Genomic DNA, 233 nt, shown 5'->3' with positions numbered 1-233 from the left:
CCGTTCGGGCGTCCAGACCGCGCAAAATCCGTTCTGGTCGGCAAATTTGGCCCCTTCCAACAGAAGTTCGTATTTCTTTGGACCTGGCGCATCATCGTTGCCCCAGTAATAGACCGAAAACTCCATGCCTTTTTCGCTGGTTGGAACATGTCCGTTGGAAATCTGTGTGCGGCTTTCATCCCCACTCAGCACCAATTTGAAGCCACGCGCGAGGCTGTAGAACAGTTCGAGCA

Annotated in this window: 1 protein-coding gene; it reads right to left on the bottom strand. The window is 53.2% G+C overall.

Going from position 1 to position 233, the window contains the following annotated elements:
• Positions 1-233 (bottom strand): hypothetical protein (locus Q4563_RS22925; RefSeq protein ID WP_303606192.1); only part of this gene is annotated, 233 nt, incomplete at both ends.

The organism is Gilvimarinus sp. 1_MG-2023, assembly GCF_030548285.1.
Note: the sequence above shows the minus strand (reverse complement) of the source record. Positions and strands in the feature narration are given on the sequence as shown.